Below are 25,169 nucleotides of genomic sequence, written 5' to 3'. Positions count from 1 at the left end.
GGTGCGTCCGGCCGACGTGTCGGACAGCCGTGACAAGATCGTGGCATGTTGACGCTGTTGATCTACATCATCGTCATTGCAGTCGTCGCTGCGGCGTTGTTCTTCATCGCCGCAGCGGTGTTCGGTCGCGGTGAAGAGCTGGGGCCGTTGCCCGAGGGAACCACCGCAACAGTGCTGCCGGCCGAAGGAGTCACTGGTGCCGATGTGCGCGCGTTGAAGTTCCAGCAGACGTTGCGGGGTTACAAGCCCAGCGAAGTCGACTGGGCTCTCGAGCGCCTGGGCGGCGAGATAGACATGCTGCGGTCACGGCTGTCCGCGGCGCAGGAGTCAGGTTCTCGATCCCCGCTGTCGGGGCAGCCCGGCAGTGCGGGCTTCACGGATAGTTCTGGCCTCACCGACAGTGCCGGCCTCACGGATAGTTCGGGCGTCACAGGCACGGTCGAGTCGGACGAACGGTGAGCGCAGTCGCGGGGCCGGACGGCAAGCTGCGCTGCCCGTGGGGTGCCACCGACGACGAGCTGTATCGCACCTATCACGACACGGAGTGGGGGCAGCCGCTGCACGGCCGCAATGAGCTCTACGAGCGCCTGTGTCTGGAAGCGTTTCAGTCGGGCCTGGCGTGGATCACGATCCTGCGCAAGCGGGAAAGCTTCCGCACTGCTTTCGCCGGATTCGATCCCGACGCAGTGGCCCGCTTCGACGACGCCGATGTGGAGCGATTGATGAGCGACGCGTCGATCGTGCGGAATCGGCTCAAGATCGAGGCGGCGGTGAGCAACGCTCGCGCGATCGTCGACCTCGACGACACCGATCTCGACACTCTGCTGTGGTCTTTCGCGCCGGAGCCCAGGTCACAGCGGCTCACGGAGTTCACCGACGTGCCCGCGTCGACACCCGAATCGACGGCGTTGGCCAAAGAGCTCAAACGCCGCGGGCTACGGTTCGTCGGTCCGACTACCGCCTACGCATTGATGCAGGCCACCGGAATGGTCGACGATCACCTGTCGAGGTGTTGGGTGCAGGTCACGAATACCGACTCAGGTTCCCCCCATCGACGGCGATAGGGAAGAATGGCACAGGACACTCCGTCGCCCCGCGACGAATTTATCTTTTAGGCCGAGGCGCCGAGCAGGTGGGCGCAGATCTGGAGGGAGCAGAGGATGGCGGCGATGAAGCCCCGGACCGGGGACGGTCCCCTCGAAGCAACCAAAGAGGGACGAGGAATCGTCATGCGTGTCCCGCTCGAGGGGGGCGGCCGTTTGGTCGTCGAATTGACCCCCGACGAGGCCGCGGCACTCGGTGACGAATTGAAGGGCGTCACCGGCTGATCGCCACGTCGATCGATCATCGCTCAGCCCCGCTCGCCGCACCGGCCAGCGGGGCTTTGTGTTGTCATCAGCGGTGTTGTGATCGGCAGGTCGTTTCCGGGGGAGTGCCGGAGAATCTGTCTCGATGTGAAAGAGGTGCTCGATGCTGACCGACGTCGTCGATCTGCTGGTCTGCCCACAGTGCCGCGTCCGTGAGGTCGAGTCGGGCCTGGGTCTCGGTGAGACCGATCGAAGTCTGTGGTGCGATCGTGGTCATTCGTTCGACGTGGCTCGGCAGGGGTACGTCAGCCTGTTGACAGGCGACGGCGGCAAGTTCGCCGGTGATTCGGCCGAGATGGTCACAGCCCGTGAGAAGTTTCTCGGTGGCGGTCATTTCGAGCCCATCGCGGCGGCGGTGTCGGCGGCTGTTCCGCCCGAGTCGGACGTGGTCCTCGATGTCGGGGTCGGCACCGGGTATTACCTCGCAGGTGTCCTGGACGCGCGTCCGGCCGCGCTGGGGGTCGGGGTGGACGTGTCCAAGTTCGCGGCGCGCCGAGCCGCGCGGTCGCATCCGCGGCTCGGGTGCGTCGTCGCGGACATCTGGAGCGGGCTACCGATTCGGGCGGGTGCCGTGTCTGCGGTGACGTGTGTGTTCTCGCCGCGCAACGCCGGTGAACTGCATCGAGTTCTCGGCGACGACGGCACGTTGGTGGTCGTCACGCCGACGTCGCGGCATCAGCGAGAACTGCGCGGGCCGCTGGGGCTGATCGGCGTCGAAGAGGACAAGACCCGTCGGCTCGGTGAGTCGTTGTCGGGTCTCTTCGAGTCGGTGGCCGAGACCCCGCTCGAGTACTCGATGATGCTCTCGCACAACGACATCGAGGAACTCATCGGTATGGGGCCGTCGATTCGGCACGGTGACCCCCACGCGCGGTCCGCGGCGTTGAAGGATTTGCCCGACACCGTCCCGGTCACCGCGTCGGTGACGGTGTCGACCTACCGAAAGATCTCTCAGCCCCGACGCGCCAGCGCGTCGTTGTAGACGGCGAGGGTCTGTTTCGCGATCGACGCCCACGAGAATTCGGCAACGGCCCGCTCGCGGCCGGCCTTGCCCATCGCCGTCGCCAGTGCGGGGTCGAGAGCGACCTCGTTGACGGTGTCGGCGAGGGTTCGCTCGAAGACGTCGGGCTCGTACGAGTTGTAGTGCACCAGCCGTCCCGTGCGGCCGTCGTCGACGACCTCGGGGATGCCGCCGACGTCCGACGCCACGACCGCGGTCTCGCAGGCCATCGCCTCGAGGTTGACGATGCCGAGTGGCTCGTACACCGATGGGCAGACAAATACTGCTGCGGCGGAAAGGATCTGGCGAATCTTGTCGGTGGGGAGCATGTCCTTGACCCAGAAGACCCCGCTGCGTTGCTCGGCCAATAACGCCACTGCGCGTTCGGTTTCTGCGGCGATCTCCGGAGTGTCGGGCGCGCCCGCGCACAGGACGAGCTGAATCGACGGATCGAAATGGTGCGCCGCGGCGATGAGGTGACCCACGCCCTTCTGCCGAGTGATGCGGCCGACGAACGCGACGATCGGCTTGCTGGGATCCACCCCGATCTCGTCGAGAGTCGACGTGCCGTGATCTGCGTACCACCGCTCGGTGTCGATCCCGTTGCGCACCACGTGGACTCGACTCGGGTCGAGGCGCGGATAAGCGTCGAGCACGTCCTTGGCCATGCCCTCGCTGACGGCGATGACGGCGTCGGCGTATTCCACCGCGTTCTTTTCCGACCACGACGAGATCCGGTAACCGCCGCCCAGCTGCTCGGCCTTCCACGGCCGCCGGGGCTCGAGCGAGTGCGCGGTGAGAATGTGCGGTACGCCGTACAGTTCGGCCGCGAGGTGGCCGGCGAGCCCGGTGTACCAGGTGTGCGAATGCACCACGTCCGCTCCGGCGGCCGCGTTGGCCATCCGCAGCTCCGCTGACAACGTCGTCAGTGCTGCGTTGGCTCCGGCGAGTGCAGGATCGGGATCGTGCACCTGTGCGGTGTCGCGCGGAGCTCCCATGCAGTGGATGTCCACCTCGCACAGCGACTTCAGCTGCGCAGTCAACTCCGTGACATGAACTCCTGCGCCACCGTAGATCTCCGGCGGGTATTCCTTGGTCATCATCGCTACTCGCACGTGAACGAACCTACATTCCCCGGCAGTTGTGCGTGTACTGGTAGCAAGGTTCTCTCGGTGCGGATAGGTTGGGTGGGTGAGGACACAACCGCACGTACTAGGGATTGTGCTTGCCGGCGGAGAGGGTAAGCGCCTTTACCCGATGACCGCGGACCGAGCCAAGCCAGCCGTTCCCTTCGGGGGCGCCTACCGACTCATCGACTTCGTGCTGAGCAATCTCGTGAATGCCGGTTACCTCCGGCTCTGCGTGCTGACTCAGTACAAGTCCCATTCCCTGGACCGCCACATCTCGCAGACGTGGCGACTGTCCGGTTTCGCCGGGGAGTACATCACTCCGGTCCCGGCACAGCAGCGTCTCGGCCCCCGGTGGTACACCGGCAGCGCCGACGCCATCTTCCAGTCGCTGAACCTGGTGTACGACGAGGACCCGGAGTACATCGTCGTCTTCGGTGCAGACCACGTGTACCGAATGGATCCGGAGCAGATGGTGCAGCAGCACATCGACTCCGGCGCGGGTGTCACCGTCGCGGGTATCCGGGTTCCGCGTAGCGAGGCATTCGCGTTCGGCTGCATCGACTCGGACGAGAACGGCAAGATCACCCAGTTCCTGGAGAAGCCGGCGCAGCCGCCCGGTACCCCCGACGACCCGGACGTCACGTATGCGTCGATGGGCAACTACGTGTTCACCACCAAGGTGCTCGTCGATGCCATCAAGGCGGACTCCGAGAACTCCGACTCCGACCACGACATGGGCGGCGACATCATCCCGGCGCTCGTCGAAGCAGGCGTGGCCTCGGTCTACGACTTCAACGACAACGTCGTTCCCGGTGCCACCGAACGCGATCGCGGCTACTGGCGAGACGTCGGCACCATCGACGCCTTCTACGACGCCCACATGGACCTCGTGTCGGTGCATCCCATCTTCAATCTCTACAACCGCCGCTGGCCCATCCGCGGATCGGCCGAGAACCTGCCGCCCGCCAAGTTCGTGCAAGGCGGCCTCGCTCAGGAATCCGTCGTCGGTGCCGGCTGCATTCTCAGCGCCGCCACCGTCCGTAACTCGGTACTGAGCTCGAACGTCATGATCGACAGCGGCGCGACCGTCGAAGGCAGCGTCCTGATGCCCGGAGTCCGGATCGGCAAGGGTGCCGTCGTTCGGCACGCGATCCTGGACAAGAACGTGGTCGTCGGTGACGGCGAAATCGTCGGAGTCGATCTCGAACGCGACCGGGAACGCTTCAACGTCAGTGCCGGGGGAGTCGTCTCCGTCGGTAAGGGCGTCTGGATCTGAGTGCCGGCGGCATGTGAGTGGAAGTTCGTAGCGTGCTACGGATTTCCACTCACATGGTCATGCGCGCGACGCGCAGATCAACCCGTCGCCCAGAGGGAGCAGCACCGTCGTCAGGCGCTCGTCCTCGGCGATGGCTCGCGCGGCCGATCGAACGGCCACCGCAGTCGCGTCGCGCTGAGTCGGGTCGGCAACCCGGCCACCCAGCAATGCGTTGTGCAGCACCAGAACTCCGCCGGGGCGTAGCAGCCGCACGCTCTCGGCGACGAAGTGCGGATGGTCCGCAGGGCTGGCGTCGATGAAGACCAGATCGTAGGTGTCGTCGGCCAATCGGGGGAGCACGTCCAACGCCCAGCCGTTGATCAGCCGAGTGCGGGACGGCGCAATTCCCCCTGCCCGGAATGCTTCTCGCGCTGCCCGCTGGTGCTCGGGCTCGGTGTCGATGGTGGTCAGCACACCGTCCGCACGCATACCGTCGAGCAACCACAGGCCACTGATTCCCGCGCCCGTTCCGATTTCGACGACCGTCTTCGCGCCGAGCATCTGAGTGAAGATGCTCAGGATGGCACCGACGGACGGCGGCACCGGAGCGGCACCGAGGTCGACGGCTCGCTCTCTGGCTGCGATCAGAACCTCGTCCTCCTGAGCGGAGTCTTCGGCATAAGCGAGCATCTTCTCGGCGTTGGTCGGCACGTCCCGAGGTTATCGTGCCCGGGGCTCGATCTCACGCACACATTCTCAGGTGGGCCTCAGGTGATTCATACCGGACCCACACGCGGGTCGGTCAGGCTATGGAGGAATCGCAGGTCCGTCTCGATTGCGAAGTGTGAGCTGGAACATCCGAGGGTAGTCGTCGGTTGCATCAGAAGGACGTACGCAGTCCTGAGCAGGAGGATCCAACTATTTACAAGATCAACGGCGATCGCGACATCGCTCGTCTACCCGAGTCCGTGCCCACCCCCGACGACCTCAGCGGCACCGCAGTGTTCGATGCGACCGGCGAGAACTCCACCATGCCGTCCTGGGACGAGCTCGTTCGCGAACACGGCGACCGCGTCTACCGACTCGCGTACCGCCTCTCCGGCAATGCCCAGGACGCCGAGGACCTGACTCAGGACACCTTCATCCGCGTGTTCCGCTCCCTGTCGAACTACCAGCCGGGAACGTTCGAGGGCTGGCTGCACCGCATCACGACCAACCTGTTCCTCGACATGGTTCGTCGCCGCAGCCGTATCCGCATGGAAGCACTGCCCGAGGACTACGACCGCGTTCCGTCGGACCGGCCCAACCCCGAGCAGATCTACCACGACGCTCGCCTCGACCCGGATCTGCAGTCTGCGCTCGATTCGCTGGCACCCGAGTTTCGCGCCGCAATCGTGTTGTGCGACATCGAAGGACTGTCGTACGAAGAGATCGGTGCGACACTGGGCGTCAAGCTCGGAACGGTTCGTAGTCGCATTCACCGTGGCCGTCACGCGCTACGGGAGTACCTTCGAGTGCACGGGAAGGTCGACTCGGGTCACGCAAGTGTCCACTAGCTACGAGGAGGGTTGGATGACGCAGGCACGCAAGCCTCGGCAATTCAGCTCCACCGAACATCTGGCCAGTGAAGCCGTCGCAGCCTACGTCGATGGTGAACTACGAATGCCCGCCCACCTCCGCGCCGCTCACCACCTCTCCGAATGCCCGGAATGCTCGGCCGAGGTCGAGGCGCAGCAGCAGGCGCGTCGAGCGCTCCGCGGAGCAGGCGAGATGTCGATGCCACATTCGCTCCTCGGTTTGCTGAGCCAGATTCCGTCCTGTGCAGGCGAAGACGGGCCCGCTCGATCCAAGCGGTCGTTCATGGCGTCCGTCGAGGCCGTGCGCCGTCGTCGACGCTGACCGCCGCGTTTTCTGCCCGACGAGTCCTCACCTGCATCGAGCTGCCCCGACCGCTCGAGTGATACTGAACTCTCACACCGACGTATGCGAGGGGTAACCGGACGCGTGACATCGAATTCGACCAGCACCGAGACCACAGGCACAGCAGACGAGGGTCCACGGTTGCCGCCGCGTCCGGTCCATCGACCCACCGTCGATCCGGTGTCGGCCTCGGTGTTCGGACGTCCCGATGACGTCGGCGGTTCGTTCTCCCCACGTCGCCCCGACGAACAACTGCCTTCCCGGCTGTCGGTCCGGCCGCCGGACCCCGTCTTGGCCGAGGCCTTCGGACGTCCCGACGACGCCACCGAGTCATTGCAGCGCGACCCCGACGCCGCCGACGAGTCCGACGCCGGCCCCCAGGTTCCGGCTGATCCGTGGCGTGATCCCGCGTCCCGAGTGTCGCTGGGCGGCGCGGCCCTCGACACCCCACCACCTCCTGTACTCCCTCCTGGAACCAAGCTCGGCGTGCGCGACGTCTTGTTCGGGCGATCGGTATCCGTGCGGGCGCTCGTCGTACTCGGTGTCCTTGCCCTCGTCATCGGCTTGGTCGGAGGACTGTTCGGCCGCCTGACCGCCGAAGTGACCGGCGCACTGACCAGCCAGAAAGTGACACTGACCCAGTCCAGTGGCGACGACGTCCCACGCGGCCAGATCAGCAAGGTGGCCGACGCGGTCCTGCCGTCGGTCGTCTCCATTCAGGTGACCCTCGGCGAGACCGGAGGCACCGGCTCGGGCGTCGTGATCGACGCCGACGAGGGCTACATCGTCACGAACAACCACGTGATCTCGCTCGCCGCATCCGACGAGGACAAGTCGACCCTCGAAGTCACCTTCTCCGACGGCACCAAAGGGCCCGGACGCATCGTCGGCCGCGACACCAAGACCGACCTCGCCGTACTCAAGACCGACGTCGGCAACCTCACCGAGGCTCAGCTCGGACGCTCCGACGACGTCCGCGTCGGCCAGGACGTCATCGCCGTCGGGTCACCGCTCGGTCTGAACAAGACGGTCACCTCGGGCATCGTCAGTGCTCTCGACCGCCCCGTCGCGCTGTCGGGGGAGGGCACCGACACCAACGCCGTCATCGACGCGGTTCAGACCGACGCAGCCATCAACCCGGGTAACTCCGGTGGCCCCCTCATCGACTTCGAAGGTCGCGTCATCGGCATCAACTCCGCCATCCGAAGCGAGAGCGGCGGATCGGTGGGACTGGGCTTCGCGATACCCGTCGACGAGGTCACCGAGGTGGCGCAGGCCCTGATTCGGGACGGCGTCATGCGGCACCCGGATTTCGGGATCAACGCGCGTTCGGTGATCAACGAAACCTCGGCCGGCGCAGAAGTCGCCAACGTCCGGGCCGGTGGGCCGGCCCAGCAAGCCGGAATCGTCGAAGGGGACGTCATCACCAAGGTCGGCGACCGCTCGGTGGGGGACGCGGACGAGCTCGTCGTCGCGGTGCAGGAAACCACGATCGGCCAGGCGGTGCCGGTGCAACTCGTCCGCTCCGGACGGCTGGTGGACCTGTCCGTCACGCCGGTTTCCGACTGACGACGTAGGCTGGCACCCGTGTTCGGCAACATCGGTTGGGGAGAGCTCGTCATTCTCCTCGTAGCAGCTCTGGTCATCCTCGGCCCGGATCGTCTCCCCGGTGCCATCAGCTGGGTGTCCAAATCCCTCCGCCAGGTCAAGGACTACGCCAACGGCGCGAGCCAACAACTCAAGGACGAGCTCGGCACCGACTTCGAGGACCTGCGTAAGCCCCTCGCCGACCTCAACCAACTCCGCGGTATGACACCCCGAGCCGTGATCACCAAACACCTGCTCGACGGCGACGACTCGGTCTTCAAGAACCCGCTGGACGACACCTTCAAAGGCAAGCCCTTCGACACCAAGCCCAAGAACATGGGCGGACCGACGCCGCAGAACGGCGTGTCCTCGGGCGGTGCGTCCGGGGGTGCCGTGTCGATGAGCAAGAACGAACCGAAACTCGCGGCGGGCGATACCCCGCCCATCGACGCGGACGCCACGTAGGCATAGCCCCAACCGGCCCGACGAACCACCCAGTCTGCAGGCTGCGCCCGCCCGACCGCTGCGCCCCCCGTCGGATGAATGTGGGATTCAGTCGCTCTGAGTGCAACAAAGGCGCATTGATCCGCGGCGGGGCGGGCGGCGGGAGCGGGCGGGCCAGTGGCTAGAGCACCTTGTTCAGGAAGTCCTGGGTGCGTGGGTTCTGGGGGTTCCCGAACAGCTCGTCGGGTGTTCCCTCTTCGACGATGACGCCCTCGGCCATGAAGATCACTCGATCCGCGACTTCACGCGCGAAGCCCATTTCGTGGGTGACGACCACCATCGTCATGCCGCCCTTGGCGAGGTCGCGCAGTACCTGCAGAACTTCGCCGACCATTTCGGGGTCCAGGGCGCTGGTGGCTTCGTCGAACAGCATGATCGACGGGTTCATGGCCAGTGCTCGCGCGATGGCGACGCGCTGCTTCTGTCCACCGGAGAGGTTGGCCGGCTTGTAATCGGCCCGCTCGGACAGTCCTACCTGTTCGAGCAGCTGCAGGGCAGCGTCCTTGGCCTGCGACTTCGACATCTTCTTGGTCTCGACGGGTGCGAGCATGACGTTTTCGAGGGCTGTCATGTGTGGGAAGAGGTTGAAGTGTTGGAACACCATGCCGATGTTCTGGCGCACCTTGTCCAGGTCCACGTTCTTCGCCGTCAGGTCGGTTCCGTCGACGACGACCGATCCGGCGGTGATGTCTTCCAGCTTGTTCAGGCAGCGTAGGAACGTGCTCTTGCCGGAGCCGGACGGCCCGATCACGCAGACCACTTCACCGTTGGCGATCTCGGCGTCGATGCCCTTGAGAACCGTGTTGTCGCCGAACGCCTTCTGCAGGGCCTTGATCGAGATCTTCGTTCCCGGACCTTTGTCGACCGGCAGGTCCTTGGTCAGTTCGGTGCTCATTTGTTGATCCTCTTCTCGAGCCGGTTCGACAGCTTGGTGAGAGCCATGATGATGATGAAGTACAGGACGCCGACGATGAGCCACATGTTGAACGACTCGAAGTTGCGAGCGATGATCAGACGACCGGTCTGCGTCAGCTCGGCGAGGCCGATGACCGAGAGCAGCGAGGTGTCCTTGAGCGTGATGACGAACTGATTGATGTACGACGGGATCATCGTGCGAATTGCCTGGGGCATCACCACTTTTCGCATCGACTTGAGGTAGCTGATGCCGAGGCTGCGCGACGCCTCCATCTGGCCCTTGTCGACGGCGAGGATGCCGCCGCGGACGATCTCGGCCATGTACGCACCGGCGTTGAGCGAGAGTGTGATGTTGCCTGCGGTGAACGCGGACATCTGGAAGTTCAGTGCCGCGGGTACGCCGAAGTAGATGAAGAATGCCTGCACCAGAAGCGGTGTGCCACGGAAGATGTCGACGTAGGTGGTTCCGATGCCGCGGAGCACGATGTTGGTCGAGACGCGAAACAGGCCGAAGATGCCGCCGAGTACCAACGCGATGGCGATGGAGATGACGGTCAGCACGATCGTGAGCCACAGACCCTTGAGCAGCAACTGCCAGCTGCTGGCGATCAGGCCGGGGATCGAGGTGTCGGCGGTGGACGCGTCGGCGTTGAGGTAGGTGTCGAGAATTTCGTCGTACTGGCCGTTGGCGCGCAGGTTTTCGAGGCCGGTGTTGAACTGGTCGAGCAACTGGGCGTTGGTGCCCTTGGCGACGGCGAATCCGTAACTGGCACCGGCTTCTTTCTCGGTGACCGTTTTGAAGCCGTTGCCCTGGGTGATGCCGTAGGCGAGCACCGGGTAGTCCTCGAAGGCCGCTGCGGAGTTTCCGGTACGCACTTCCTCGAACATGGTCGCGGAGTCGTCGAAGCTGCGGATGGTGAAGCCGTACTGATCGGCGATCGACGTCGCGAACGTTGCACCCTCGGTGCCGTTCTTGACCGCGACGGACTTACCGCGCAGGTCTTCGTAGCCCTTGATCTCGTCGTTCGAATCCAGAATTGCCATCTGGACACCGGAATCGAAGTACGGATCGGAGAAGTCGAAGGTGGCCTTGCGCTCGTCGGTGATCGACATGCCGGCGATCATTCCGTTGAACTGGCCGCTCGTGACGCCCTGGAGTGCGGTGTCGAATCCGACCTGCTCGACGGTGTAGTCGAAGCCCTGGTCGACGGCGATGGCCGCGAGCAGGTCCATGTCGATTCCGACGAGTTTGCCTGTCTCGTCCTGGAATTCGAAGGGCGCGAACGTGGTGTCTGTCGCGATCGAATAATTCTGGGCAGGCGGGGCAGGTTGTGCCGACGCCAGCGCGGGACCGAGTACGGATCCCAGCAGGGTCATCAGCAGTGCGATCAGTACCGGAACGACGACCGGCCTGACCCGATGCGGCTTCTTCATGAAGGCCACTCTCTATCGACAGTAGGATTGAAGGCAAATCATAAGGCTCCAACCCTGTTCCCCGCGTCGTTTGTCGGGTATAAGCGCCTGCTTACAGTTTCCGAGTGGTGTCGATTCCCAGCGACATTCCCACCAGTCCGCGCTCGCGCACCGCAAGTTTTCCGGCGACGGCCTCGAGCGCTTGTGCCGCAGGCGAATCCGGGTGGCCCAACACGATCGGAGTGCCGGCGTCGCCGCCTTCACGGACGGCGGTGTCGAGCGGAATCTGGCCCAGCAGAGGCACCTTGGCACCCACGGCCTTGGTGAGGCGATCCGATACGTCCTGTCCGCCACCGGATCCGAAGATATCCATCCGGGTACCGTCGGGCAGCTCGAGCCATGACATGTTCTCCACGACGCCCGCGACGCGCTGACGCGTCTGCAGTGCGATCGCTCCGGCGCGCTCGGCGACCTCGGCAGCGGCTTGCTGCGGGGTGGTGACCACGAGGATCTCTGCGTTCGGAATCAGTTGTGCAACAGAGATTGCCACGTCGCCGGTGCCGGGCGGAAGGTCGAGGAGCAGCACGTCCAGGTCGCCCCAGAACACGTCGGCGAGGAATTGCTGCAAGGCCCGGTGCAGCATGGGTCCGCGCCAGACGACCGGGGTGTTGCCCTCGGTGAACTGAGCGATCGAGATGAACTTCACGCCGTGCGCCTGCGGCGGCATGATCATCTTCTCCACCTGCGTGGGTCGCGCGTCGTTGCCGAGCATGCGGGGAACGGAATGGCCGTAGATGTCGGCGTCGAGCACACCCACCGACAGGCCGCGGGCGGAAAGGGACGCGGCAAGGTTGACCGTCACGCTGGACTTGCCCACGCCGCCCTTGCCCGACGCCACCGCGTACACGCGCGTCAGCGATCCGGGTTGCGCAAAGGGAATGACCGGCTCGGCGGAATCGCCGCGCAGGGACTTGCGCAGTGCGGTGCGTTGCTCGTCGTTCATCACGTCGAGTTCGACCGTCACGGTGCCGACTCCGGCGACGTCGGCGACGGCGTTCTTCACGCGATCGCTGATCTCGGTCTTCATCGGGCAACCGGAGGTCGTCAAGTAGATGCCGACGCCGACGGCTCCGTCGGGGGCGATGTCGATGCTCTTGACCATGCCGAGGTCGGTGATGGGTTTACGGATCTCGGGGTCGATGACCTTCGTCAGCGCGGTCCGAACGTCGGATTCGGTCAGTACAGCCATTGCTTCATGCTATGCGGTGCACCGAGTCCCGATGAACAGCAGGGCAGCTCGATCTAGTGCTGCGTTGAATTCAGTGAATCCGCGGCAGCTGGTCCGAGGAGGGCACGATGCCGGTGGCGTAACCGGCCGACCATGCGAGCACGTTCGCCACGTAGGCCATCGAATTGTTGTAGCGCAGGATTGCCCGGGTGGTCGAGGCCAGGTCGCGGGCGTTGGTGCCGTCGTCGCACAGGTACATGCCGGTGGCCAGGGCCGCGTCGTACAGGTTCTGTGGGTCGGAGACTCCGTCGCCGTTGCCGTCGGCGTGGTAGAGGTTCCACGTAGAGGGCAGGAACTGCATCGGGCCGACTGCGCGGTCGTACTGGGTGTCGCCGTCGAGCGCGCCGCCGTCGGTGTCGCGAATCACCTGATTGCCGGCGAGGGTGCCGTTGAGAACCGGTCCGAGAATGGGCTCGTGCAGTTCGCCCGAGTCGTCGACCTTGCCGTTGTTGGCGTGGGTGGATTCGACGCGGCCGATGCCGGCGATGACGGTCCAGCTGATGCCGCAGCCGGGCTGCTGCTGGGCCAGGATGCGTTCGGCGTTCTTGTAGGCGGAGACGTTGACGACCGGGATCGCGATCGGGCTGACCGCAAGGTTGGTGGGCAGCTCGGGTGTGGGCGGGATCTCGGGAGCCGGGGCGGGCGCGGGGACCGGGGCGGGTGTCGGCAGCTCGGCCTGAGCCACCGGCTGCGCCTGCTGGTCCTGGGCGATCGCCTGCGGGGTCTCGACCACGGAGTTCGATTCCTGTGCGGCCGGGGCCGTCTTGGCGGTGACGAACGGGATGTATTCGGTGGCTCCGGCGCTGGTCGCGGCCGTGACGAGTCCTGCGGGGACGAGGCCTGCCAGAGCAATCACCGAGTTCCGTCGAACCTTGGAATTCGATGCTTTTCTGTGACGACCCACGCGCGCTGTACCTCCTGATTTCCCCGGATGATCTCCGGGGCCCGACCTGATGACCGGGATCGAGGGTACCTGATTCGAGACTGTTCCGTTATCGGGCCGTTACCAGGCGCGGAGGGGTGCGCGGTTTATTGCGGGTCGGTCTCGCCCGACGCGTCGTCGGCCAGGCGTGCGGCCGCTTTCTTGCGCGCCTTCTTCGGTGCGTTGGCGGGTTGACCCGTCGCTTGTTCCAGCAACGCCCTGATGTCGTCGAGTTCGCGGCGCAGATAGTCACGGGTGGCGACTTCACCGACGGCGATACGCAGAGCTGCGAGCTCCCGCGCGAGGAACTCGGTGTCGGCCTTGGTCTGCTGAGCCCGCGACCGATCCTCTTCGAGAGAGACGCGGTCGCGATCGTCCTGCCGATTCTGGGCGAGCAGGATCAACGGCGCGGCGTACGCGGCCTGCGTCGAGAAGGCGAGGTTGAGAAGGATGAAGGGATACGGGTCCCACTGCAGATTGACGGCCACGACGTTGAGGAAGATCCAGACGATGACGATGCCGGTCTGAATCGCCAGATAGCGTCCGGTGCCCAAGAACCTGGCGGCTTTCTCACCCGACTTGCCGAGATCGAAGTCGAAGTTGACGTTGAACAGCCGCGAACCGCGCGGCGTGTCCATTCTTTGGCGTGCTGTTTCTTTCACTGTCCGGCCACTTCCTGATCTCGCCAGTCCTCGGGCAGCAGGTGATCGAGGACGTCGTCCACGGTCACGGCCCCGACCAGGTGGTCCTCGTCGTCGACCACCGGGCCGCAGACGAGGTTGTACGTCGCGAAGTACCGCGTCACCGCGGTCAGGCTGTCCTCGGGGGACAGCCGCGGGAGTGCGCTGTCCACGACTCCGCCCACCAGACTCGCCGGGGGTTCTCGCAACAGTTGCTGCAGGTGAACACAGCCCAGATATGGGCCGGTCGGTGTTGCGGTCGGCGGCCGCACCACGAACACGAGTGAGGCCAGCGCAGGCGTCAGGTCGGGGTTGCGTACCCGAGCGAGGGCCTCGGCCACCGTCGTCGACGCGGTGAGGATCACGGGCTCGGGCGTCATCAGACCGCCGGCGGTGTCGGGGGAGTGCTCGAGCAGGCGGCGGACCGGCGCGGAGTCTTCTGGATCCATCAGTCGCAGAAGTGATTCCGCTTCGGTCTCGGGTAGCTCGCCGAGGAGGTCGGCGGCGTCGTCGGGGTCCATGGCCTCGAGCACGTCGGCACCGCGGTCGACTCCGAGGTAGTGCATCAGCTCCACCTGATCGTCGTCGGGCAATTCCTGGACGACGTCGGCGAGGCGCTCGTCGTCCAACGCCCGCGCAACTTCCATGCGGCGCTTGACGGGCAGCTCGCGCATCGCATTCGCCACGTCGGCGGCGCGCAGGTCCTCGAACTGCATCAGCAGCTGCGCCACACCCTGGTCGGGCATCGACAGTTCGTTCTGCGTGAGCCCCTGCACGTGCTGCCAGTCGACGACGTGGATGGCACCGCGTCGCGCAAGGCGTTGGCGCTGCTTACGCACCGCCACGCGTGCGACCTTCCAGTCTCGAGTTCGGGTGAGCTCGATGCCGAGATCGACGACGACGGAATCGGTGTCGTGCAACTCGTCGAGCTCGGGATCGTCGACGCGCACCTTGGAGTCGAGTATCTGCGCGAACACCAGAATCTCGTTCGCGCGCTGAGTGAATCGGCGCAGACTGACGTTTCCGGTGGTGAGCTGAACGGAGTTGGGCTCGATGCTGGTCACTCGCAGCATTGGGACGAAAATTCTTCGGCGCGTTGCCAATTCGACCACGAGTCCGAGGACTCGCGGCTGTGCCCTGCCCACGCGCATGGAGACCACCACGTCGCGCACTCGCCCGATCGATTCGCCGTCGGGGCCCAGGACGCCGAGGCCGGCGAGCCTGGCCGCGAATACCTTGCTCAGTGCTGCCATGATGGCAAGGTTAGAGGCAGGGCAATACAGCGGGTGAATCAGACAGGGGTAGTGCTTTCGATGGGTGCTTCGGGATTGCGTCGATCGGTACTGGCCGTTCCGGGCAGTTCGGACAAGATGATCGCCAAGGCCAAGGGCTTGCCTGCCGACGCGATCTTCCTCGATCTCGAGGACGCCGTCGCGCCGATCGCCAAGGTCGAGGCCCGCGCACGCATCGTCGACGCGTTGAACTCCGACGGGTGGGGCGATCAGCTCAAGGTCGTGCGCGTGAACGACTGGACGACGCAGTGGACGTACGGCGACGTCATCGACGTCGTCTCCGGGGCGGGTGGAAATCTCGACGCCATCCTGTTGCCGAAGGTCGAGTGCGCGGCGCACGTACAGGCGTTGGATCTGTTGCTCACTCAGCTCGAGAAGGAGCACGGTCTCGACCTCGGGGCCATCGGCATCGAGCCGCAGATCGAGAGCGCGCGCAGCCTGCGCAACATCGACGAGATCGCAACCGCGAGCCCCCGGGTGCAGACGTTGGTGTTCGGGCCGGCCGACCTGATGGCGAGCGTCAACATGCGCACCCTCGTCGTCGGGGAACAGCCGGTGGGATACGACACCGGCGACGCCTATCACCACATTCTGATGACGATCCTGCTGGCGGCTCGGACGCACGGATTGCAGGCAATCGACGGACCGTACCTGCAGATACGCGATCTCGATGCGTTTCGCCGGGCCGCGGGACGGACGGCCGGCCTCGGGTTCGACGGCAAGTGGGTGCTGCATCCGACGCAGATCGAGGCGGCCAACGAGATCTTCGCGCCACGACAGGACGATTACGACAAGGCCGAGATGATTCTCGACGCGTACGAGTTCCATACCTCCGCAGCAGGTGGCGCTCGCGGTGCGGTGATGCTCGGCGACGAGATGATCGACGAGGCGAGTCGCAAGATGGCACTGGTCGTCTCGGCGAAGGGCCGCGCGGCCGGTCTGACACGCACGACGACGTTCGAGCCGCCCACCTCCTGATCCAACCAGTGTTCGCGACAGAACAATGGGTGTGACGGTGCCGGAGCGGAGCCTGCAGAAGCGACCAGAAAAGTCCGTTTCGGGGCACAATGGAGTCATGACCAATCCCCTCTCACAGCCGGGCCGCCCAGGGCAAGGACTACCGACGCCGCCGTCCGGTTGGCCCATCGGTTCCTACCCCACCTATGCCGAGGCGCAGCGCGCCGTCGATTTCCTCTCCGACGAGGAATTCTCGGTACAGGACGTCACCATCGTCGGCGTCGATCTGATGCAGGTCGAACGCGTCCTCGGCCGCCTCACCTGGCCCAAAGTTATTGGTGGAGGCATTGTTTCGGGAGCGTGGCTCGGGGTTTTCCTCGGCCTGGTCCTCGGCATCTTCAGCGAGAACATCTTCGGAGCTCTGCTCATCGGCGTCGGCGGCGGCATCATCTTCGGTTTGATCTCGGCGTCCATTCCGTACGCGGCCACCAAGGGACAGCGTGATTTCGCGTCGAGCATGCAGTTGGTCGCCGGACGCTACGACGTCATCTGCGAGCCCCGGACGGCAGAGAAAGCACGCGACCTGCTCGCCAAACTGTCGATTTGATCACAGCGGGTGGACGACCAGGCAACCGACAGGTAACGGAATAGCCCCAAATCGCCCTCGAGGCCAGTGAGTTCGGTTACGTTTCTCTCGTGCACGGCAGTGCCGACACAAGGGCTGCGCGAGTAACCGAACGTACGGAGGCGGGACAGTGCCGAGACATCGTGGTCGTAGGCGTGGAAAAGCAACGAGGATAGGGGTGTTGGCGGCAGCGGCTCTGGTGACGAGTCCGTTGCTCGCAGCGTGTGGTTCGTCGGACAGTTCGGTTCCGGTTCTGAGTTTCTACACTGCCGCAGACGGCGCAGAGCAGTACGCCGCTGCGGCACAGGTGTGTTCGGACGCCTCCAACGGCCGGTATCGAGTGGAGCAGCGGACACTGCCCAAAAGTGCCAACGATCAGCGCCTGCAGCTCGCGAGGCGTCTCGCCGGAAACGACAAGACGTTGGATCTGATGACGCTCGACGTGGTCTGGACCGCCGAATTCGCCGAGGCCGGATGGGCATTGCCCGTCCCCGACGACCTCTCGGCGAAGCTGCGCGACGGGTCCACCCTGGAAGGCCCGCTCGCCACCGCGGAATGGCAGGACCAGCTCTACGCCGTTCCGCTCAACTCCAACACCCAGTTGCTCTGGTACCGACCCGACGAGGTGCCGGGCGGCACCCCGCCGCAGACGTGGGATCAGCTGATCGACGTGGCCGAGGCCAACGCGGCCGCCGGTAAGCCCGCTCAGATCGGTGTGCAGGCCAAGCAGTACGAGGGCTTCATGGTCTGGTTCAATTCGCTGCTCGAGAGCGCGGGTGGGTCGGTGGTCGCCGAAGACGGAACGACGGTGACACTCAACGACACTCCCGAGCATCGCGCCGCCACCGAGAAGGCCCTCGAGATCATCAAGCGGGTGGCCACGGCCGACGGCCGCGATCCATCGGTCTCGCAGAGCGACGAGGCGACAGCTCGACTCGGCATGGAGTCGGGACGGATGGCCTTCCAGGTCAACTACCCGTTCGTGCTTCCCGGCCTGAAGGAGAACGCCGTCGCCGGGGCAGTGTCGTTCCTCGATCTGGCGAATGTGCCTGCCGATCAGCAGGATGCACGCATCGCCGAGGTCTTCCGCAGTGCTCCGTACCCCGAGGTGAACGCGGGGGAGCCCGCCAAGGTCACCATCGGCGGCTTCAACATCGGCGTCGCGAAGACCACTCAGCACGAGGACCTCGCCTGGGAAGCCGTCGAGTGCCTCACCAACCAGGAGAATCAGCGCAACAACGCCGTCAACGGCGGCGTGCCCCCGGTGCTGAAGTCGCTGTACTCCGATCCGGAGTTCCAGGCCGTCTATCCCGCATGGGAAGGGGTGCTCGGTTCCATCGAGTCCGCGGCAGTGCGGCCCGTTTCGCCTGCCTACCAGAGCATTTCGATTCTGTTGACCGATGCCCTCAACCCGCCGCAGAACATCGATCCGGTTGCCGACGTGGACAAGCTCGCAGAACTGGTCAGCAAGGCCGTCAATTCCGAAGGGTTGATTCCATGAGCGATCCCACCGAATCGCAGCCGCAGCCCGCCGATCGGCAGGCGGCTCTGAAGAACATCTCCGACGGTAAGAAAGCCGAACGACGCCTGGGATTGCTCCTCGTCGCACCCGCGGCGATCCTGATGCTCGCGGTCACCGGCTACCCGATCGTCTACGCCTTCTGGCTCAGTCTGCAGAAGTACAACCTCGCGTTCCCCGAGGATCGCCAATTCGTCGGCATCTCCAACTACGTGACCGTGCTGTCCGACGGCTACTGGTGGACGGCATTCGGCGTCACCGCCGGCATCACGATCATCTCGGTGATCATCGAGTTCATCCTCGGTCTGGCAGTGGCTCTGGTCATGCACCGCACCATCTTCGGCCGCGGACTCGTCCGCACCGTGGTGCTCATTCCGTACGGCATCGTGACCGTCGCCGCCGCGTACAGCTGGTACTACGCCTGGACCCCGGGCACCGGTTATCTCGCCAACCTGTTGCCCGACGGCAGCGCGCCGCTCACCGAGCAGTTCCCGTCGCTCGCGATCGTGGTTCTGGCCGAGGTGTGGAAGACGACCCCGTTCATGGCTCTGCTGCTGCTGGCAGGCCTGGCTCTGGTGCCCGACGATCTGCTCAAGGCCGCCGAGGTGGACGGAGCGGGTGGCTGGACGCGGCTGATGCGGATCACCATTCCGTTGATGAAGCCGGCAATTCTCGTCGCGGTGCTCTTCCGCACGCTCGACGCGTTCCGCATCTTCGACAACATCTACGTCCTCACCCGAGGGAGCAACGAGACAGGATCGGTGTCGATTCTCGGTTACAACAACCTGTTCGGCGCGTTCAACCTCGGACTCGGGTCGGCGATCAGCATCCTGATCTTCTTCTGCGTCGCGATCATCGCGTTCGTGTTCATCAAGTTGTTCGGTGCCTCGGCACCGGGATCCGACGACGGAGGCCGCAAGTAATGACCACTGTTACGCCTCGCAAGAAGGTCGGTTGGACGGTCGTCAACGTCCTCGTCCTCCTCTACGCGCTCGTTCCGTTGGCGTGGATCATCAGCCTGTCGTTCAAATCGACGGCCACGATCGCCGACGGAAAGTTCATCCCGCAGTCGTTCACTCTGGAGAACTACAAGGGCATCTTCTCCACCAACCAGTTCACCTCGGCGCTGGTGAACTCCATCGGAATCGGGTTGATCACCACGGTGATCGCCGTCGTGATCGGCACCATGGCCGCGTATGCCGTTGCCCGGCTGGACTTTCCGGGCAAGAAGCTCCTGGTCGGTGCGGCTCTGCTGATCGCGATGTTCCCCCAGATCTCGCTGGTGACACCGCTGTTCGACATCTCGCGCTCGCTCGGTCTGTTCGACACCTGGCCGGGTCTGATCATCCCGTACATCACCTTCGCGTTGCCGTTGGCGATCTACACCCTCTCCGCGTTCTTCCGCGAGATCCCGTGGGAGCTGGAGAAGGCGGCGAAGATGGACGGAGCAACGCCTGCACAGGCTTTCCGCAAGGTCATCGCCCCGCTGGCAGCACCCGGCATCGTCACCGCGTCGATCCTGGTGTTCATCTTCGCCTGGAACGACCTCCTGCTCGCCATCTCGCTGACGGCGACGGAACGTTCGGTCACCGTCCCGGCGGCCATCTCGCAGTTCACCGGTAGCTCTCAGTTCGAGGAGCCCACGGGATCGATCGCGGCAGCCGCCGTCGTCATCACCATCCCGATCATCATTTTCGTGCTCTTCTTCCAACGACGTATCGTGGCGGGCTTGACGTCCGGCGCAGTGAAGGGATAACCGTCATGGCCGAAATCGTTCTCGACAAAGTCACCAAGCTCTACCCGGACGGCGCCGCTGCCGTCAGCGACGTCGACATCACCATCGCCGACGGCGAATTCATCATCCTCGTCGGACCGTCCGGCTGCGGAAAGTCCACCACGCTCAACATGATCGCCGGGCTGGAGGACATCTCGTCGGGTGAGCTGCGGATCGCGGGGGAGCGCGTCAACGAGAAGGCACCGAAGGATCGCGACATCGCGATGGTGTTCCAGTCCTACGCGCTGTACCCGCACATGACGGTCCGGCAGAACATCGCCTTCCCGCTGACGCTCGCCAAGCTCTCGAAGACCGAGATCAACGACAAGGTCGAAGAGGCTGCCAAGATCCTCGATCTCAGTCAGCACCTCGACCGGAAGCCCGCCAACCTCTCCGGTGGTCAGCGACAGCGAGTTGCGATGGGCCGCGCCATCGTTCGCACCCCCAAGGCCTTCCTGATGGACGAGCCGCTGTCCAACCTCGACGCCAAGCTGCGAGTCCAGACGCGCGCCGAGATCTCGCGGCTGCAGAAGCGTCTGGGCACCACCACCGTCTACGTCACGCACGATCAGACCGAGGCCATGACCCTCGGCGACCGCGTCGTGGTGTTGCGCGGTGGGCTCGTGCAGCAGATCGGTTCTCCGCAGGAGCTCTACGACAAGCCGCGAAACCTGTTCGTGGGCGGCTTCATAGGATCGCCCTCGATGAATTTCGTTCCGGGACAGCTCACCTCGAACGGAGTGTCCACGGCCCTCGGCGACATCGAGATCCCGCTCGAGCGAATGGACGCGATCAAGGCCAAGAACCCGGGCCGCGAGGTGGTCGTCGGTATCCGTCCCGAGCACTTCGAGGACGCGGCACTGATCGACGGCTACCAGAAGATGAGCGGTGCCACCTTCACCGCAACCGTCGACGTGCTCGAGTCCATGGGCAGCGACAAGTACGTCTACTTCACGCTGAAGGGTGCCAAGGTCGAGTCCAGCGAACTCCAGGAGCTGGCCGCCGATGCCGGCATCGCCGATCTCGGTGGCGCACAGGTGGTTGCGCGTCTGGCAGCCGAATCCAAGGCCGCCGAGGGTGGTCAGGTGGAACTGTGGTTCGACCCGGGCAAGATCTCGGTGTTCGACCAGGCGTCGGGTGCGAACCTGACGTTGTAGAGCGCTAAGCCCATGTGAGCGGAACTTCGTAGCCCACTACGAAGTTCCACTCACATGCCGCGGGCTCTACAGTGGCACGTTCGACGTGGTGTTCGGTTCGGACTCGGCGACCCGCACCGATTGCCGCGCTGCCGGGGTGCTTCTGATGGCCAGGGCTGCCGCAGCGACGACGGCGCAGGCCACGGCACCGGCGACGAAGGCTGCGGTGTACGCGCTCTCGCGGGCCACGTTTGTGCCGTCGATGGTGAACATCGCCAGCACGGTGGACAATGACGCACTCGCGATCGACGTGCCGACGGTGCGCACGATCGAGTTGACGCTGTTGGCCACGCCGGTGTCCGCTGCGCTGACCTCGGCCATGAGCAGGTTGGGCAGGGCCGCGAACGCGAGGCTGACGAACGTGTTGATGACGATGCCCGCGGTGATGAGCTGCCAGGTGTGATCGTGGGCCACCGCGACGAACGCAAATCCGAGAACGCCGATCACTGCGCCGCCGACGAGAACTCGGCGCGGCCCGAACGATCCGATGAGGCGACCGCTGATCACCGCGGCCACCACTCCTACCGCTGCACCGGGTAGCAGGTACACGACACTCGCTTCGAGAACGTTGGCGGTGAATCCGTAGCCGGCGACGGCACGTGGGGTCTGTACGAAGTAGGAGCAGGCCAGGAAGTTGGCGAACATTCCGACGCCGACGAACAGGGTGGCGACGTTGGTGGCAAGCAGTGGCCCGTGAGTGAGCATGCGGGGTGCGACGAGCGGGGCATCGATGCGTTTCTCGAAGATCCACCAGACGGTTCCCAGCAGCACGCCCGCGACAGCGCATCCGATGGTGGCCACCGAACCCCAGCCCCACGTGCGGCCCTGGGTGAGGGCCAGGAACAACAGCAGGAGTGTGCCCGCCAGCAGCACGGCACCCCACCAGTCGACCGACCCGCTGCCGCTACGCGGTCGGGCCGGGACACCGAACCACGCGATGCCGAGTGCAACCACGACGATGGCGACGGTGAGCCAGAAGACGCGGTGGTAGTCGGCGCCGTTGGCCGTGAGCAGCCCCGTCAGCACCAATCCGAATCCGCCGCCCACGCCGAGAGTGCCGGACAGGATCGACATCGAGCCGACGAGTGCGCGCGGTGGCATCTCGTCGCGCAACACCGCCAGGGCGATGGGGAACAGGGCGTACGAGACGCCCTGCAGAATGCGGCCGACCAGCAGCCAGGTCAGTGAATCGGTCAACGCTGCCAGCAGCGACCCGGCCAGCACGACGGTCAGGACGCCGATGAGCACGGGGCGTTTGCCGTGCAGGTCGGCGAGTCGGCCGATGACGGGGGTGGCGATGACCGCGGCCAACAGGTTCGCCGTCAGCACCCACCCGGCAGCGGTGGTGCTGACGCCCAGTTGGGTGCCGATGGTGCCCACGATGGGAACGACCATCGTCTGCAGGACGGCGAGGGTCATGACGATGAAACAGAGTCCTGGCAGCAGTGTGCGGCGGGTGGACATGGAAGAGCTACCTCGTTACCTATGACAACCGAAAATACGAACCGATCGAACTAAAATGTTGAACGCATCTAATTAATTATCGGGTACCGGTTTCCCCGGTGTGAGCCGAGGTGCCTCGGATGAGCTACTGGGCCCGGTTGGGCTTCCCCAGGGCCTTCTGCCGGAGTTCACTGACGATCTCGTCGTTCCAGACGTGCTCGCGCACCAACCGATAGCGCTCACGGCTCATCCACAGATAGGCCTCGGCATCGGTGCGGTCTTCGAGAATCTCGGCCGCCCGGACCATGCGGACCACCGGCAGGTACTCCTCACCGAACCAACGTCGCGCGACCGTTCCGCGGTCGACGAACTCCCCGAGTTCCTGCATCAGCCGAAATCCCCAGGCCTCCACCGACTCGCTCAGTTGCGCGTAATCGAACGGGTCGGTGACCTGTACCGCCTCGCGCGCGCGTCCCACCAGGGGCACCCGACTCAGGAAGATGCGGCGATGATCCTTGATCAACAGATCGCCGCGCCGGGTGATGCCCTCGGGAGAGATACGCGTGATGATCTCGGTGACGACGGCGTCGATCGTCGTGCGATGCATCGCGAACGCAATCGACACCCGATGATGCCCGTCGACGACGAAGTGCATGCCGCCGATGCGATACACCTGGATCGGCGGCATCGCTTCACCGCGGCGCTGCGCCGCCGCCAACCGCTGCCAGCGTTCCCTGATCCGCGCCGAGGTCGGCCTGAAGAATCTGTCGAAGTCCCGGGTGCGGTCGACGCTGCCGACGATGGTCTCGACGCGAATGACCTGCAGACCCAGGTGCCGTTCCCCGACCTTGCCGAGGGCAGCGACCACCTCGTCGAACGGCAGGATGGTGTTGACGTCGTCGGGTTGACGCCGCAGCCACCCGACGAGTCTCGCCACGTCGGCGCGTCGACGCTGGCGGGTGAAGTCGTTCTCCGCGTCGGCGGCCGGAAATCCGGTGTCACGTGCCATGTCTGCGCCTCACGATCCTCGGTGCTTCGACGTGCTGTCGCTGCCCACCCGGTTCGACGTCGAGCAGGGTGTATCCGACGGTGTTGATCACCGCCGCCCCGTGCAGGGCCAGATCGTCCGGGGTGTGGCCGTGTGGATGAATGTGGCCGTGCAACAACAACTGTGGGGAGAGTCGACGCGTCACCTCGTCCAGGCAGTCGAAGCCGACGTGTGCCGGGTCGGTGTCGTCGCCGACTCCGAGGGGTGGGCTGTGAGTGAGCAGAATGTCCACCGGCCGTACGTCCTTGCGGACGTTGCGATTCCACGCGAACGTTCGAGTGAGGGTGCGTGAGCGTCTGCGCTGCTGACGTTGCGTCCATTGATTGGGGCCGCCGTTGTAGCGGATCGACCCGCCGAGACCGGCGATACGCAGACCGGCAGCGGACACGATCCGCCGGTCGACGTTGATCGCACCCACCGGCCCCGGCCAGGTGGCAGGCAGCCCGGCGCGCATCCAGCCGGCCTTCCCGGCCGAATAACCCGTCAGGTCCGCGTCGTGATTGCCGGGCACGAACACGCACGGAGCGTTCAACGCATCGGTCAGGTACTCGAGGTAATCGAACGGAAGGTCACCCGCGCCGAGAATCAGATCGACGCCGAGCGACTTCACCTGCGGACTCCACAGAGATTCGATCGTTTCGTCGGACACAGCGAGAACGGATACCACGGGTACGACGGTACCCACCTCGTCCGCGGTGGCACCTCCGAACGGACTTCTCGGGCACCGGTGGTGTTGGATGGGTCTCGTGAGCGAGAGTGTCATTACCGCGGTACGCGCACATCTGCTGACCGAGATCGGCGACGACAACCCGTCGTCCGCGTCCGTGACGTTCCTCGGCCTGGAGTCACTGGACGTGCTGCGATTCGGAGCGGACTCCGAGGTGGTGCGGTACGTCAGCCTCGGCTGCTCGCGTCATCCCATGGCAGACCCGAACGACATGGTCGCCGATCCGTCCCGTGGCCCTCGCGCCGAACTGGTACTGACCCTTCGCGGTGGCGCAGGCGTGGCGTCGGGCGTCCACAAGAGCTTGGCCGTGCTCGCGGCCTCGCCCGCGGTGGAGGGCGTCGTGCTGGTGGAGGACGCCCTGCTCGATCTCGGTGAGCCGCTGTGGACAAATGCCCCGTTCACGGCCGTGCTGCTCGGGCCGAGCGACATCGCGGACCTGCCGCTGCCGGAGCCTTTCGATCCGGTTCATTTCTTCGCCGCGGTGCCGTTGACCGGAACCGAGGCCGCCTGGGTGCGGTTACGCGGGGCGGATGCGTTGCGCGAGGCCTGGAAGGAAGCGGGGATCGACGTTCGAGACCCCAACCGGTCCGCAGCCAGCCTCTGATCG

Annotated in this window: 27 protein-coding genes; 16 read left to right on the top strand and 11 right to left on the bottom strand. The window is 65.0% G+C overall.

The features are described 5' to 3' along the window. Positions 1-45: 45 nt before the first annotated feature. The 4 genes from AB0P23_RS17780 (at position 46) to AB0P23_RS17765 (ending at position 2,349) form a co-directional block, all read left to right on the top strand. Positions 46-459, top strand: a complete 414-nt coding sequence (locus AB0P23_RS17780) for a DivIVA domain-containing protein (RefSeq protein WP_052055088.1) — start codon at positions 46-48, stop codon at positions 457-459. 26 nt (positions 460-485) lie between these two features. Next, positions 486-1,064, top strand: a complete 579-nt coding sequence (locus AB0P23_RS17775) for a DNA-3-methyladenine glycosylase I (protein ID WP_205913228.1) — start codon at positions 486-488, stop codon at positions 1,062-1,064. A 96-nt stretch (positions 1,065-1,160) separates the two neighbouring features. Beyond that, positions 1,161-1,328 (top strand): DUF3117 domain-containing protein, encoded by a 168-nt coding sequence (locus AB0P23_RS17770; RefSeq protein ID WP_008714277.1) that lies wholly within the window; start codon positions 1,161-1,163, stop codon positions 1,326-1,328. A gap of 142 nt (positions 1,329-1,470) precedes the next feature. Beyond that, positions 1,471-2,349 carry a putative RNA methyltransferase gene (locus tag AB0P23_RS17765; protein WP_032400860.1) on the top strand — a complete coding sequence of 293 codons (879 nt, stop codon included), beginning with the start codon at positions 1,471-1,473 and terminating at the stop codon, positions 2,347-2,349. Here the strand turns inward: AB0P23_RS17765 and glgA are convergent. Continuing rightward, positions 2,319-3,482, bottom strand: a complete 1,164-nt coding sequence (glgA, locus tag AB0P23_RS17760; RefSeq protein WP_027498054.1) for a glycogen synthase — start codon at positions 3,480-3,482, stop codon at positions 2,319-2,321. The genes AB0P23_RS17765 and glgA overlap by 31 nt on opposite strands. Before the next feature lie 76 nt (positions 3,483-3,558). Here glgA and glgC point away from each other — a divergent pair, with 76 nt between their 5' ends. Then, positions 3,559-4,773 (top strand): glucose-1-phosphate adenylyltransferase, encoded by a 1,215-nt coding sequence (gene glgC, locus AB0P23_RS17755; RefSeq protein ID WP_027498053.1) that lies wholly within the window; start codon positions 3,559-3,561, stop codon positions 4,771-4,773. Positions 4,774-4,830: 57 nt separating this feature from the next. Here the strand turns inward: glgC and AB0P23_RS17750 are convergent, their stop codons facing one another. Further along, positions 4,831-5,442, bottom strand: a complete 612-nt coding sequence (locus AB0P23_RS17750; RefSeq protein ID WP_032365496.1) for an O-methyltransferase — start codon at positions 5,440-5,442, stop codon at positions 4,831-4,833. 257 nt (positions 5,443-5,699) lie between these two features. Between AB0P23_RS17750 and sigE the strand changes: the two genes are divergently transcribed. The 4 genes from sigE to tatB all read left to right on the top strand — a co-directional run bounded on the left by sigE (position 5,700) and on the right by tatB (position 8,724). Next, complete coding sequence (sigE, locus tag AB0P23_RS17745; RefSeq protein WP_174557314.1) at positions 5,700-6,308, top strand: RNA polymerase sigma factor SigE; 609 nt, start codon at positions 5,700-5,702, stop codon at positions 6,306-6,308. Positions 6,309-6,324: 16 nt separating this feature from the next. Beyond that, positions 6,325-6,651 (top strand): hypothetical protein, encoded by a 327-nt coding sequence (locus tag AB0P23_RS17740; RefSeq protein WP_032365497.1) that lies wholly within the window; start codon positions 6,325-6,327, stop codon positions 6,649-6,651. An 84-nt stretch (positions 6,652-6,735) separates the two neighbouring features. Continuing rightward, positions 6,736-8,241, top strand: a complete 1,506-nt coding sequence (locus tag AB0P23_RS17735) for a trypsin-like peptidase domain-containing protein (protein ID WP_363798609.1) — start codon at positions 6,736-6,738, stop codon at positions 8,239-8,241. A gap of 18 nt (positions 8,242-8,259) precedes the next feature. Continuing rightward, positions 8,260-8,724 (top strand): Sec-independent protein translocase protein TatB, encoded by a 465-nt coding sequence (tatB, locus tag AB0P23_RS17730; RefSeq protein WP_032390319.1) that lies wholly within the window; start codon positions 8,260-8,262, stop codon positions 8,722-8,724. Positions 8,725-8,884: 160 nt separating this feature from the next. On the opposite strand, the gene AB0P23_RS17725 is transcribed toward tatB, so the two are convergent. The 6 genes from AB0P23_RS17725 to AB0P23_RS17700 form a co-directional block, all read right to left on the bottom strand. Continuing rightward, positions 8,885-9,658, bottom strand: coding sequence for an amino acid ABC transporter ATP-binding protein (locus AB0P23_RS17725; RefSeq protein ID WP_045840754.1), 774 nt, complete (start codon positions 9,656-9,658; stop codon positions 8,885-8,887). Next, positions 9,655-11,112 (bottom strand): amino acid ABC transporter substrate-binding protein/permease, encoded by a 1,458-nt coding sequence (locus AB0P23_RS17720; protein WP_363798606.1) that lies wholly within the window; start codon positions 11,110-11,112, stop codon positions 9,655-9,657. The genes AB0P23_RS17725 and AB0P23_RS17720 overlap by 4 nt, the downstream gene beginning before the upstream one ends. A 91-nt stretch (positions 11,113-11,203) precedes the next feature. Further along, positions 11,204-12,340 carry an Mrp/NBP35 family ATP-binding protein gene (locus AB0P23_RS17715; protein WP_032365383.1) on the bottom strand — a complete coding sequence of 379 codons (1,137 nt, stop codon included), beginning with the start codon at positions 12,338-12,340 and terminating at the stop codon, positions 11,204-11,206. Positions 12,341-12,410: 70 nt separating this feature from the next. Beyond that, positions 12,411-13,283, bottom strand: a complete 873-nt coding sequence (locus AB0P23_RS17710) for a murein transglycosylase (RefSeq protein ID WP_032365384.1) — start codon at positions 13,281-13,283, stop codon at positions 12,411-12,413. Between the two features lie 125 nt (positions 13,284-13,408). Beyond that, positions 13,409-13,939, bottom strand: a complete 531-nt coding sequence (locus AB0P23_RS17705) for a DUF1003 domain-containing protein (protein ID WP_045840756.1) — start codon at positions 13,937-13,939, stop codon at positions 13,409-13,411. A 20-nt stretch (positions 13,940-13,959) separates the two neighbouring features. Then, on the bottom strand, positions 13,960-15,234 hold the full coding sequence (locus AB0P23_RS17700) for a CBS domain-containing protein (protein WP_027498042.1): 1,275 nt from the start codon (positions 15,232-15,234) through the stop codon (positions 13,960-13,962). 60 nt (positions 15,235-15,294) lie between these two features. On the opposite strand from AB0P23_RS17700, the gene AB0P23_RS17695 reads away from it, so the two are divergent. The 6 genes from AB0P23_RS17695 to ugpC all read left to right on the top strand — a co-directional run bounded on the left by AB0P23_RS17695 (position 15,295) and on the right by ugpC (position 21,305). Continuing rightward, entirely contained in the window at positions 15,295-16,251 is a 957-nt protein-coding gene (locus AB0P23_RS17695) for a CoA ester lyase (RefSeq protein WP_363798602.1), read from the top strand. Positions 16,252-16,348: 97 nt separating this feature from the next. Further along, the gene (locus AB0P23_RS17690; protein ID WP_027498040.1) at positions 16,349-16,837 is read left to right on the top strand and encodes a general stress protein; all 489 of its coding nucleotides are present in this window, start codon (positions 16,349-16,351) and stop codon (positions 16,835-16,837) included. Between the two features lie 196 nt (positions 16,838-17,033). Beyond that, on the top strand, positions 17,034-18,356 hold the full coding sequence (locus AB0P23_RS17685) for an ABC transporter substrate-binding protein (RefSeq protein ID WP_027498039.1): 1,323 nt from the start codon (positions 17,034-17,036) through the stop codon (positions 18,354-18,356). Further along, positions 18,353-19,297 carry a sugar ABC transporter permease gene (locus AB0P23_RS17680; RefSeq protein ID WP_027498038.1) on the top strand — a complete coding sequence of 315 codons (945 nt, stop codon included), beginning with the start codon at positions 18,353-18,355 and terminating at the stop codon, positions 19,295-19,297. Before AB0P23_RS17685 ends, AB0P23_RS17680 begins: the two co-directional genes overlap by 4 nt. Then, entirely contained in the window at positions 19,297-20,130 is an 834-nt protein-coding gene (locus tag AB0P23_RS17675; RefSeq protein ID WP_027498037.1) for a carbohydrate ABC transporter permease, read from the top strand. The genes AB0P23_RS17680 and AB0P23_RS17675 overlap by 1 nt, the downstream gene beginning before the upstream one ends. A 5-nt stretch (positions 20,131-20,135) precedes the next feature. Then, the gene (ugpC, locus tag AB0P23_RS17670; RefSeq protein ID WP_032375493.1) at positions 20,136-21,305 is read left to right on the top strand and encodes a sn-glycerol-3-phosphate ABC transporter ATP-binding protein UgpC; all 1,170 of its coding nucleotides are present in this window, start codon (positions 20,136-20,138) and stop codon (positions 21,303-21,305) included. 66 nt (positions 21,306-21,371) lie between these two features. Here the strand turns inward: ugpC and AB0P23_RS17665 are convergent, their stop codons facing one another. The 3 genes from AB0P23_RS17665 to AB0P23_RS17655 form a co-directional block, all read right to left on the bottom strand. Then, a complete protein-coding gene (locus tag AB0P23_RS17665) occupies positions 21,372-22,808 on the bottom strand; it encodes an MFS transporter (protein WP_051365247.1) in 1,437 nt (478 codons plus the stop codon). A gap of 124 nt (positions 22,809-22,932) precedes the next feature. Further along, positions 22,933-23,796 carry a hypothetical protein gene (locus AB0P23_RS17660; protein WP_032371672.1) on the bottom strand — a complete coding sequence of 288 codons (864 nt, stop codon included), beginning with the start codon at positions 23,794-23,796 and terminating at the stop codon, positions 22,933-22,935. Next, on the bottom strand, positions 23,786-24,502 hold the full coding sequence (locus tag AB0P23_RS17655; protein ID WP_027498034.1) for a metallophosphoesterase: 717 nt from the start codon (positions 24,500-24,502) through the stop codon (positions 23,786-23,788). Before AB0P23_RS17655 ends, AB0P23_RS17660 begins: the two co-directional genes overlap by 11 nt. Positions 24,503-24,581: 79 nt before the next feature. On the opposite strand from AB0P23_RS17655, the gene AB0P23_RS17650 reads away from it, so the two are divergent. Continuing rightward, on the top strand, positions 24,582-25,166 hold the full coding sequence (locus AB0P23_RS17650; RefSeq protein ID WP_032375548.1) for a suppressor of fused domain protein: 585 nt from the start codon (positions 24,582-24,584) through the stop codon (positions 25,164-25,166). The last annotated feature ends 3 nt before the right edge of the window (positions 25,167-25,169 follow it).

Source organism: Rhodococcus sp. NPDC077669, from assembly GCF_040686915.1.
Taxonomy (GTDB): Bacteria; Actinomycetota; Actinomycetes; order Mycobacteriales; family Mycobacteriaceae; genus Rhodococcoides; species Rhodococcoides fascians.
Note: the sequence above shows the minus strand (reverse complement) of the source record. Positions and strands in the feature narration are given on the sequence as shown.

Excerpts from the sequence above, each read along its gene's own strand:
- AB0P23_RS17720 (WP_363798606.1), bottom strand. The coding sequence starts at position 11,112 with ATGAAGAAGCCGCATCGGGTCAGGCCGGTCGTCGTTCCGGTACTGATC.
- AB0P23_RS17680 (WP_027498038.1), top strand. The coding sequence starts at position 18,353 with ATGAGCGATCCCACCGAATCGCAGCCGCAGCCCGCCGATCGGCAGGCG.
- AB0P23_RS17695 (WP_363798602.1), top strand. The coding sequence starts at position 15,295 with ATGGGTGCTTCGGGATTGCGTCGATCGGTACTGGCCGTTCCGGGCAGT.
- AB0P23_RS17715 (WP_032365383.1), bottom strand. The coding sequence starts at position 12,340 with ATGGCTGTACTGACCGAATCCGACGTTCGGACCGCGCTGACGAAGGTC.
- AB0P23_RS17770 (WP_008714277.1), top strand. The coding sequence starts at position 1,161 with ATGGCGGCGATGAAGCCCCGGACCGGGGACGGTCCCCTCGAAGCAACC.
- AB0P23_RS17690 (WP_027498040.1), top strand. The coding sequence starts at position 16,349 with ATGACCAATCCCCTCTCACAGCCGGGCCGCCCAGGGCAAGGACTACCG.
- AB0P23_RS17765 (WP_032400860.1), top strand. The coding sequence starts at position 1,471 with ATGCTGACCGACGTCGTCGATCTGCTGGTCTGCCCACAGTGCCGCGTC.
- ugpC (WP_032375493.1), top strand. The coding sequence starts at position 20,136 with ATGGCCGAAATCGTTCTCGACAAAGTCACCAAGCTCTACCCGGACGGC.
- AB0P23_RS17700 (WP_027498042.1), bottom strand. The coding sequence starts at position 15,234 with ATGGCAGCACTGAGCAAGGTATTCGCGGCCAGGCTCGCCGGCCTCGGC.
- AB0P23_RS17735 (WP_363798609.1), top strand. The coding sequence starts at position 6,736 with ATGCGAGGGGTAACCGGACGCGTGACATCGAATTCGACCAGCACCGAG.
- AB0P23_RS17705 (WP_045840756.1), bottom strand. The coding sequence starts at position 13,939 with ATGGACACGCCGCGCGGTTCGCGGCTGTTCAACGTCAACTTCGACTTC.
- AB0P23_RS17725 (WP_045840754.1), bottom strand. The coding sequence starts at position 9,658 with ATGAGCACCGAACTGACCAAGGACCTGCCGGTCGACAAAGGTCCGGGA.
- AB0P23_RS17780 (WP_052055088.1), top strand. The coding sequence starts at position 46 with ATGTTGACGCTGTTGATCTACATCATCGTCATTGCAGTCGTCGCTGCG.
- AB0P23_RS17665 (WP_051365247.1), bottom strand. The coding sequence starts at position 22,808 with ATGTCCACCCGCCGCACACTGCTGCCAGGACTCTGTTTCATCGTCATG.
- AB0P23_RS17660 (WP_032371672.1), bottom strand. The coding sequence starts at position 23,796 with ATGGCACGTGACACCGGATTTCCGGCCGCCGACGCGGAGAACGACTTC.
- AB0P23_RS17675 (WP_027498037.1), top strand. The coding sequence starts at position 19,297 with ATGACCACTGTTACGCCTCGCAAGAAGGTCGGTTGGACGGTCGTCAAC.
- AB0P23_RS17740 (WP_032365497.1), top strand. The coding sequence starts at position 6,325 with ATGACGCAGGCACGCAAGCCTCGGCAATTCAGCTCCACCGAACATCTG.
- AB0P23_RS17750 (WP_032365496.1), bottom strand. The coding sequence starts at position 5,442 with ATGCTCGCTTATGCCGAAGACTCCGCTCAGGAGGACGAGGTTCTGATC.